A 9203-nucleotide genomic window follows, 5' to 3' on the forward strand; every position below is an offset into this window, starting at 1 on the left:
TCCGTCTTCGACACGTTGTAGTGGCGCGCCACGATGCGCTGGATGTCCTCGATGCGCACCCGCTTCGGCTCGCCGGAGCGGTAGATGTGGCCGAGGATCTCGTCGATGCGGTCGATGGTGATCTGCGGCTCGAAGGACTGGCGGAACAGCAGCTGGTTGAAGGCGCCCTCAAGCTCGCGCCCGCTGCCCGTCACCGTGCGGGCGACGTGATCGAGGATCTCGTCCGAGATGTCGAGCGTTGCATCGTCGATCCTGGCGGTGGCAAGGCGCAGCTTGAGCATGCCGAGGCGCATGGCGAAGTCCGGCGCCGACATTTCGAGCGCCACGCCGCCATTGAGTCGCGAGCGCACGCGCGGCTCCAGCGATTCCAGCTCCGACGGCGGCCGGTCGGCGGCGACCACGACCTGCTTGGCGCTGTCGAGCAGCATGTTGATCAGGTGGCAGAACTCGTGCTGGATCGACTTGCCCTGCAGGAACTGCATGTCGTCGATGATCAGAAGATCGATATCGCGCAACTGTTCCTTGAGGGTGAGCGCGTTGTTGTCGCGGATCGCGGTGGCGAAGCGCCACATGAAATATTCAGCCGTCAGGTAAACGACGCGCGACTTCGGGTTGTGCCGCAGCGATTCCGCGGCGATCGCCTGCAGGAGATGCGTCTTGCCCAGTCCGACCGTGGCGTGAAGGAAAAGCGGGTTGAAGCGCACCGCGCTCGACTGCGATTCCGCGACCGCCTTGGCCGCCGCGAAGGCCACCCGGTTCGACGGGCCCTCGATGAAGGAAGCGAACGTGTAGCGCGGGTCGAGCGGCGACCCCAACACATTGTGCCGGAACTCGGTCTCGACAGGCGCGCCCTGGCGCGGCGCCGGCGCCCGCTCCACCCGGCCGCTGTTTGCGGTACCGGCCGCGAGCGCGGTCTGCGTCTGTTTCGTCATCTTGCGCGCCGGCGCGATTTCCGGCTCGACATTGGTGCGGCCCTGGCGGGTCGCCGTCCGTACGACGATCTCAATCTTGAGAACGTCCGGGTCCTCATGCCTCCACAACTCGGCGATGAGATCGAGATAGTGGCCGTTGATCCACGACCGCAGGAAGGCCGTGGGCACGGAGATGCGCACAATGCCGCGGGAAGCCTCCGCGACCTTCATGCGGCCGAACCAGCTGGAATAGACTTCGGCTCCGAGACGCGCCTTGAGCTGGGCCTTGACCCGCTCGAACTTCTGTTCCGCGTCGCTGGATGCCGCCACGTCGTCCCCTCCGACAAAGGTTGCTGGGAATGGGAGTTCGCTCGTGATCTCCCGTTCGATGCCGCTCTGCATGATCAAGTTCCTTGTCTTCTCGTACCCTTTTCCGCCGGGAGTGCGCCTCCTGCACCCTGGATCCGACGACCTTTTCTGCGCGCTGCCACCGCCGCCGCCGGCAGTGTCAGCGCATACTGAGCAAGGGGGTCTGCCGCGGCTCTTTCGAGCCGACTTGACCATCGGGCAATACGATACCGCCCGGCGAAACCGCCGGTGCGATGTCGACTGCCATGTACAATTACGCCAGTCCCCTACCCACACCGCAGGGACAAACCGAGCCACGCGCGGAATTGCTCCACGTCATGAATTCCGCCATTTTGTGCTGGCCGATTCAGGCTGGGTCAGGGGCTAAAGCCCGTCCCTTCGATGGATGGACATTACCGAAATCGCTGTGGACAGGGCAAGGCCACGTCTAACTGATTTTTAACGAATCTGGTTAGCGTAGACGAGTTAGGAGCAGGTGCCGCTGCGGCATGTTTTGACAAACCCATTGTGATTCAAACCCTTTTCCGGCGAATATGAAAAAGGCCATCGGTCGCGAAATTTTCTGAAATAATTCGCTTGACAGCTACTTGTCCCCCGCCGCTCGCCCATGAGTTGAACAAGCTGTGGATGACTGTCTGTAACTATTTGAAAACAATAGAGATTTTGTGACAGGCTAAAATATGTTCAGGCCCGCATTCGGCAGGCGCTAACATCAGCCGTCATGTATATGCCGGCAAACATTCGCAACTTTGAAATTCGCGCCGGAGATCGGTTTTCGAGTGTTCTTTTTAAGTACTTGCCGGCAAACGAAAAAACCCGGCCTGTGCGGCCGGGTTCAAAGGATGATGCTTCTGAGGAGAAGTTGGTTAGGCCGACAGCACCTTGACCCGATGGGCCAGCCGCGAAACCTTGCGCGAAGCGGTGTTCTTGTGGATCACGCCCTTGGTGGCGGCGCGCATCAATTCCGGCTCGGCTGCCTTGAAGGCTTCCACCGCTGCGGCCTTGTCGCCGGCGGCAAGCGCCTCTTCGACCTTGCGCACATAGGTGCGGACGCGCGAGCGACGGTTCTTGTTGACCGCTGCGCGGCGGGCGATCTTGCGCGTTGCCTTTTTGGCCGAGGAAGTGTTGGCCATGATGCCTCTCTTCTGATCTGGTGGGCGCCAGCGGGATACCGCGGGGCGCAAAAAACAAACGGGCAGCCACGGGGCCGCCTCGGTTGGTGCGGCTTATAGTTCAGCTTTTCCGGCGCGTCAACGCCGCTTCGCCGTCTTTTTGGTGGCTTTGAACCGCTTCGCGCTGAAACAAGTCGAGAGGCTGCGTTTCAAGTCTTTTTGGCCCCCGAAGCGCGGCACGCTCTTTTGGCGCCATGCGTCAGCGGTTAGTGAAATTTGGCTTCCGCTTCTCGACGAAGGCGGCCATGCCTTCCTTCTGGTCGTCGAGCGCAAACAGGGAATGGAACAGGCGGCGCTCGAAACGCAGACCTTCTGCCAGAGTCGTCTCATAGGCCCGGTTGACGGCCTCCTTGGTCATCATCACCGATGGCAGCGAGAACTCCGCGATCTTCGCGGCCGCCTTCAGCGCCTCCTCGACCAGTTCCGCCGCCGGCACGACCCGCGACACCAGTCCGCAGCGCTCGGCCTCGGCGGCGTCCATCATCCGCCCGGTCAGGCACATGTCCATCGCCTTCGACTTGCCGACGAAGCGGGTCAGCCGCTGCGATCCGCCCATGCCCGGCATGACGCCGAGCGTGATTTCGGGTTGGCCGAATCTGGCGTTGTCCGCGGCGACGATGAAATCGCACATCATCGCCAGCTCGCAGCCGCCGCCGAGCGCATATCCGGCTACCGCGGCGATGATCGGCTTGCGCGCGCGCGTCAGTTCCTCCCAGCCGACGAAGAAGTCCTGGGTGTAGGCGTCGGCGAAGTCGATCGCCTGCATTTCCTTGATGTCGGCGCCCGCCGCGAAGGCCTTCTCCGAACCGGTAAGCACGATTGCGCCGATGCCGGCATCGGCGCCGAATGCGTTGACCGCCGCAACGACGTCAGCCAGCACCTGCGAATTCAGCGCGTTGAGCGCTTTCGGCCGGTTGAGGGTGATCAGCCCGACCTTGCCGCGTGTCTCCACGAGAATGGTTTCATAGGCCATGGCGACGTCTCCTCGTTTCGATTGAGGAGACCGGTCTAGCTCACCGTTGACAGGTCCGGCAATAGAATGTCGAGCGGCCGCTTTGCACGATGCGCTCGATATGGCCGCCGCAGCCTGCCTTCGCGCATGGTTCGCCTTCACGATCATAGGCCGCGAAGGAATGCTGGAAATAGCCGAGCGACCCATCGGCCTGGACGTAGTCGCGCAGCGAGGAACCTCCGGCGGCGATCGCGTCGGCGATCACTGAGCGGATCGCCTCGGCCAGCCGCTCGCTTTGCCCTTTTGCCTTCTTGCCGGAAACGGCGATGGTTCCTGCTTCGCGCAGCGGCGACAGGCCGGCGCGCCACAGCGCTTCCGACACATAAATATTGCCGAGCCCGGCGATCAGCCGCTGGTCGAGCAGCGCGGCCTTGAGCGGGGACCTGCGACCTTCGAGCAATGAGGCGAGCAGGGGACCGTCGAGCGCGTTGCCGGTAGGCTCGACGCCTAGCCCAGCCAGCATCGGATGCGTGTCCGGCGCGCCCTCGGAAAACAGCATGAAGCCGAAACGGCGCGGGTCGTTGAAGATGACGCGGGACGACCGGCCCTCGGGCGAGGCGACATCGAACACGACATGGTCGTGCGCCGCGCTCTTCGATCGCTCATGATGGAAAACGCCGGGCATCTCGTTCGCGTCGCCGGTTTCGACGCGGAACGACCCGGACATGCCGAGATGGCAGATCAGCACCGGGCCGTCGTCCACATACATGGTCAGATATTTGGCCCGGCGCCCGAGCGCCGTCACCGTCTTGCCCGTCAGCCGCTCCGAGAAGCGCTCGGGGAAAGGAAAGCGAAGATCGGGCCGGCGCGCCTCGACCTTGACGAGGCGGGCACCTTCGAGAACCGGCTGCAATCCGCGCCGGACGGTTTCAACCTCGGGCAGTTCAGGCATGGCCACCAATCGCGGTGAGGAAGGACTTGCCGTGGCGGCCAGGCGGCAGGCCGAGGTGATCCGCGACGGTTTCGCCGATATCGGCGAAGGTCGGCCTCAACCCGATGTCTCCGCCCTTCAACCCCGGTGCGATGCCGATCACCGGGACGCGCTCGCGCGTGTGGTCGGTGCCGGGCCAGGTGGGGTCGTTGCCATGGTCCGCGGTCAGGATGAGGAGGTCGCCTGGCCTGATCCGCGCAAGCGCTTCCGGCAGCCGCCGGTCGAAGGCCTCGAGTGCGCCGGCATAGCCGGCGACGTCGCGCCGGTGGCCGAACTCGGTGTCGAAGTCGACGAAGTTGGCAAAGACCAGATCGCCTTCGCCGGCGTCGTCCATGGCTCCGAGCGCTTTGTCGAACATCGCCATGTTGCCGCCTGCCTTGCGCACCTCCGAAATGCCGCGATGGGCGAAGATGTCGCCGATCTTGCCGACCGCGATCACCTTGTTGCCGCGCCCCGTCAATCGGTCGAGCAGGGTCGGCTCCGGCGGAGGGACGGCATAGTCGCGACGGTTGTGGGTGCGCTGGAAATTGTCCGGTGTTTCTCCCACGAACGGTCTTGCGATCACCCGGCCGATCTTCAGCGGATCGACCAGCCGGCGCACCGTCAGGCACAGCTCATAAAGTCTATCGAGGCCGAAATGCGTCTCATGAGCGGCGATCTGCAGGACCGAATCGACGGATGTGTAGCAGATCGGCTTGCCGGAGCGGATGTGCTCCTCGCCGAAGCGCTCGATGATCTCGGTTCCCGAGGCATGACAATTGCCGAGGATGCCCGGCAGCTTGCCCTCGCGGATGATCGCTTCCGTCAGTTCGGCCGGGAAGGCGGGCACGGCATTCGGGAAATAACCCCAGTCGAAGCGGACGGGCAGACCGGCGATCTCCCAATGGCCCGACGGCGTATCCTTGCCGCTCGACACCTCCTGGGCGGCGCCATGGAAGGACGAGGCAAGCAGTGCCGTGCCGGCGCCTGCGGACAGCCCGGTCGCCGTCCGCGCCGCGTGGCCAAGCCCGAGCGCGATCAGGTTGGGCACCGCAAGCGGCCCCGTGCGAAGGTTCTCGCGATCGGCTCGACCTTCGGCGCAGGCCCGCATGATATGTCCGAAGGTGTCGGCGCCGGTATCGCCGTAGCGCTCGGCGTCGGCCGCGCCGCCGATGCCGAAGGAATCGAGAACGAACAGGAAAGCGCGCGCCATGGGTGCCATCATTGCCAGTCTGAGCAGCCAGACATAAGGTTGCCCGGCGGCGTTGGCAAATCGGAAACCAAACCGCAACGACCCGGCGTCATAGTCCTGCGATCGGAGCGCGGTGTCGGCGGGGAGTGCGGCAAGGATGGGCAAGGGCGGAAAATCCGCGACGGGCCGGACTTTGAGGATATGCGCGGCGGCTCTCGCGGTGCTGTCCGCCGCGCCGTCGGCGCGTGCCGACTGGCGCGACGATATAGGCACATTCCGCATCGGAATCGTCGCCGAGCCCGGCGGCGGCAACACGGTACCTGGGCTTGCGCGCCTGACGGAAGCCTACACCAACGCGCTCGGGATGAAGGTGGAATTCGTCGTCGGGCGCGACTACGCGGCGCTGATCGAGGCGCAGGCCAGCGGCCACGTGCAGTATGCGGTCTACTCGGCGCTCGCCTATGCCACGGCTTCGGAGCGGTGCGGCTGCGTGGAGCCGCTGGTCGCGCCGGTCGATGCCGACGGCGCCGTCGGCATCCGTTCTGTCCTGGTGACGCGTGACGGCAAGATACCGGATCTTGGCGCTCTGGCCTCGCACAGGATAGCGGTCGCGCCTGTCGACAATGTCGGCGGCTCCCTACTGCCGCTGGCGGAGCTCTCAGCCGGCAGCGTCAGGATCGCGCAGGATTCGCCCTTCCTGGAGCGCGCGGGCTCGGCCACGGCGGCCGAGGAGATGCTGAGCCATGGGCAGGCCGACGGCCTGTTCGGCTGGGAACCCGCCGACGCTGACGGCCAGCCCGGCAATTCGGGCGGGACGCTCGTCAGGCTGGAGGTTGCCGGCATCCCCAGGTCTTCGCTTACTGTGCTGTGGACCTCGGGCCTGTTGCGCTACGGACCGCATGCCGTGCGCACCGACCTGGACCCGGAGGCCAAGCGTCGGCTGACGGTTTTCCTCACCAATCTGAAGTCATTGACGCCAGACGTATACGATTTGATGGAGTCGACGCATTCCGGTGGCTTCGTGCCGGTCACGTCCAAGGACTATGCCGTGGCGGCGGCCATTGTGCGGCTGGGAGCCGGCGCGCGGGAATAGACGCCAAAAGCAACCTGTCAGGAATTGCGAATCCGGACGTCAGCAACCGGTGCAGGGTATCGTCTGGCTCCGCCGGGGCCTCAGATAGTAGGTTTCGCTCATCGATATGTTGCTGAAGGCGGAGGTCAATCCCAGCGCCTTGGAGCTGTTTGCGGACCAGGTGATCATCGGCTGGTAGGCGAGATCGCTTTCGACACGGATGAGAAAGGTGCCTGCGACGCTGAGCGAAGTAGGAACGGTGGTGGTGGTGCCGGCCGCGGCGTCGACGCTGGTCGTTCCGTTGACCAGCTTGCGCGACCAGACCACCTGCACCTTCGGTGTTGCGTCGGTCGAGATCTGTATGGCCGTGATGATAATCTTTGGCGACGATCGGTTGTAGGGCTGCAGCGTCGAATTGCCGATTGCCATGATTGCATCGAGGTCCGTGGACAAAACGGACTGCTGCTGCGTGACGAGGTCCGCCACCATGCTGCCGATGCGGCTGACCTTCTTGCTCGTCTCTATAGCTTGTGAGGCTTCCATCGTGACGAAGTACATGATGAGCAGCACCGGCACGATGAACGCAAACTCGATTGCGGCAATCCCGCTGCGGTCGCGGCAGAAACTTGTCAGCCTCGCTACTACGGCCGAAATCCTCAAATGTGCCCCCGCACCGCCCATATCAATCTCCACGCCCCCGACGGTCGGGCCTTAGAATGGTTCGTTCTGCCAGGTGACCGATGCGAAATGCAGCGTGTTGCCACCGTTCAGGTTGGCCATGGACTTGGCCATGAAATCCGTCATTACCGGCCACTTGTAGAAGACACGCAGCATGTTCTTCGATCCCGACGGTCCCGGAGCCACGGTGAAGGTGGTCGTGGCTGTGCCCTGCGTCAGCTGGATGTCGCCGTTCACGATCTGGAAACCCGCTGCCGCGGCATCGGTGAAGGTCGAATACTGGCGCAGATCCACCAGCAGTCCCGGACAATTCTGGGCTACCATGATCTGGAGTTCGTTGCAGATCGCCTGGTTGATCGCGGTGGATGTCGCTGCGGCTGGCTGGATCTGGCCCGTTCTTAACTGCCGGGCGACGTCGTCGGCTGCATTTGCCATCACTTCCTGGCCGGCGAAGGAAATGCAGCTTTCCAGTATGGCGAAGATGAGAAGGGCGAAAGGGATCGCCAGCATCGCGAATTCTATCGCCGTGCTGCCACGCTTGTCGCTGAAGAAGCCATGGCGGGTGCCCGCTTCGCGGTCCGTGCCTTTGCCGGATACCGGGTCCTTGCTCATGTCCGTTCCTGCCGATCCTCTGCGATACCGGCGGCAACGTAGTGAAAACCCATTGAGGTCCGGTTTGGATGACCGTTAAACTAGGCGAGTGGCCCTTAATCCGCCATTAACGTCGATGACGGGCACTTGCCCTCGCCACGCTCAATGGCCGGCGTTCATCTCGGTTTCGGAAGCTTTCTCGGCTTCGGTCTTGTAAGCGCTCTCGCAATAGGGCGTGCACGACATCGTCTGGACCTCGGCGCGCCTGTAGATGCGCACCGAAGAAGCCGCCTGCCGCACGACAGTCACCTGCTCGTCGATGATCGGGCTGCCTTCCTGGTCGAGCACGACTAGGTTGGTGACGCCGAAACCCTTGCCTGTCAGCACGATCGTCGAGGCGTCCTGCACGGAGGCGTCGGCGATCGCCTGATTGCCGACGACGACCGTATCGGCCGCCCGCGACAGCTTGACGATCTTCGCCTGGTTCATGGTGACTTCGATGCCGGTGCCGGCCCTTGCGGGCAAGACAAAAGCCGCGGCCGCCAGCAGCACGGCAACTGGAAACAGCGATCTCGGCAAGGTCATTGAGGCGCTCCGGAGCGGCAAACTGTTCAAGGGAACATGAACGAGATTGGTGAACCAACGGTTAAACCGGGGCTGTGCGTGACCTGGATTGTCCGTCCCAAACGCCATGCGTCAACAGCGCGAGCTGTATTAGCAATTTTGCAGTTGCGCCGGTCTGCGGCCTTTTGCCGGTCGGTAGGACCGCATTTCCCTGCTTAGGCCACGGTTAACCACGCAATGGGTTCGCCATCGGAAAGGAATCGGTAAGGCTGTTTATTAAGCCGATCGAAAGGGCTTCTCCCTAGATTGGCAACATCCGATCAACCGGCAAGAGAAGTTGACGGAAGTGCTGTAACACGTGGAGTAGGAGCTTCTCGAATGTCTAACCTCATCGCACGCTTTGTGAAGGACGAATCCGGCGCGACCGCCATCGAATATGGCCTGATCGCTGCTCTCATCGCGCTCGCCATCATGGTCGGCGCCACCTCGCTCGGCACCGCCCTGAACAGCAAGTTCCAGGCGATCGCCAACGCGGTCAACACCGGTACCCCGTGATAAGCGGAAGTATCCGTAGCTTGAAATGAAAGAAGGGCCGCCTTGGGCGGCCCTTCTTTCATGGTGTTTCCTTCACGGCATCCGGGCGATTTTGAGTGTCCGGCCTCATCAATCGTTAATCCGGCGCACGTAGACTGCGGCCAAAATTCCACGACGGGCACCGTCCATGCTTGAAGC

General features: G+C 63.0%; 10 protein-coding genes. 2 read left to right on the forward strand and 8 right to left on the reverse strand.

From position 1 onward, the window contains the following. From dnaA to Q0L57_RS32380, 5 genes are all read right to left on the reverse strand, one after another. Positions 1 to 1313 (reverse strand): chromosomal replication initiator protein DnaA (gene dnaA, locus Q0L57_RS32360; protein WP_296747163.1); only part of this gene is annotated, 1313 nt, incomplete at its 3' end. A gap of 833 nt (positions 1314 to 2146) precedes the next feature. After that, positions 2147 to 2413 carry a 30S ribosomal protein S20 gene (rpsT, locus tag Q0L57_RS32365; RefSeq protein WP_296747164.1) on the reverse strand — a complete coding sequence of 89 codons (267 nt, stop codon included), beginning with the start codon at positions 2411 to 2413 and terminating at the stop codon, positions 2147 to 2149. A gap of 238 nt (positions 2414 to 2651) precedes the next feature. Further along, the gene (locus Q0L57_RS32370; RefSeq protein ID WP_296747165.1) at positions 2652 to 3425 is read right to left on the reverse strand and encodes an enoyl-CoA hydratase; all 774 of its coding nucleotides are present in this window, start codon (positions 3423 to 3425) and stop codon (positions 2652 to 2654) included. Between the two features lie 40 nt (positions 3426 to 3465). Continuing rightward, complete coding sequence (gene mutM / locus Q0L57_RS32375; protein ID WP_296747166.1) at positions 3466 to 4356, reverse strand: bifunctional DNA-formamidopyrimidine glycosylase/DNA-(apurinic or apyrimidinic site) lyase; 891 nt, start codon at positions 4354 to 4356, stop codon at positions 3466 to 3468. Beyond that, positions 4349 to 5587, reverse strand: coding sequence for a phosphopentomutase (locus Q0L57_RS32380; protein ID WP_296747167.1), 1239 nt, complete (start codon positions 5585 to 5587; stop codon positions 4349 to 4351). The genes mutM and Q0L57_RS32380 overlap by 8 nt, the downstream gene beginning before the upstream one ends. Before the next feature lie 136 nt (positions 5588 to 5723). Between Q0L57_RS32380 and Q0L57_RS32385 the strand changes: the two genes are divergently transcribed. Beyond that, complete coding sequence (locus Q0L57_RS32385; RefSeq protein ID WP_296747168.1) at positions 5724 to 6659, forward strand: PhnD/SsuA/transferrin family substrate-binding protein; 936 nt, start codon at positions 5724 to 5726, stop codon at positions 6657 to 6659. Between the two features lie 39 nt (positions 6660 to 6698). Here the strand turns inward: Q0L57_RS32385 and Q0L57_RS32390 are convergent, their stop codons facing one another. The 3 genes from Q0L57_RS32390 to Q0L57_RS32400 all read right to left on the reverse strand — a co-directional run bounded on the left by Q0L57_RS32390 (position 6699) and on the right by Q0L57_RS32400 (position 8492). Then, entirely contained in the window at positions 6699 to 7319 is a 621-nt protein-coding gene (locus Q0L57_RS32390; RefSeq protein WP_296747169.1) for a TadE/TadG family type IV pilus assembly protein, read from the reverse strand. A gap of 30 nt (positions 7320 to 7349) precedes the next feature. Continuing rightward, positions 7350 to 7928, reverse strand: coding sequence for a TadE/TadG family type IV pilus assembly protein (locus tag Q0L57_RS32395; RefSeq protein WP_296747170.1), 579 nt, complete (start codon positions 7926 to 7928; stop codon positions 7350 to 7352). 141 nt (positions 7929 to 8069) lie between these two features. Then, complete coding sequence (locus Q0L57_RS32400; protein WP_296747171.1) at positions 8070 to 8492, reverse strand: pilus assembly protein N-terminal domain-containing protein; 423 nt, start codon at positions 8490 to 8492, stop codon at positions 8070 to 8072. Positions 8493 to 8849: 357 nt separating this feature from the next. Between Q0L57_RS32400 and Q0L57_RS32405 the strand changes: the two genes are divergently transcribed. Beyond that, positions 8850 to 9026 (forward strand): Flp family type IVb pilin, encoded by a 177-nt coding sequence (locus Q0L57_RS32405; RefSeq protein ID WP_296747172.1) that lies wholly within the window; start codon positions 8850 to 8852, stop codon positions 9024 to 9026. Positions 9027 to 9203: the final 177 nt, after the last annotated feature.

Source organism: Mesorhizobium sp., from assembly GCF_024509055.1.
Lineage (GTDB): Bacteria > Pseudomonadota > Alphaproteobacteria > Rhizobiales > Rhizobiaceae > Mesorhizobium.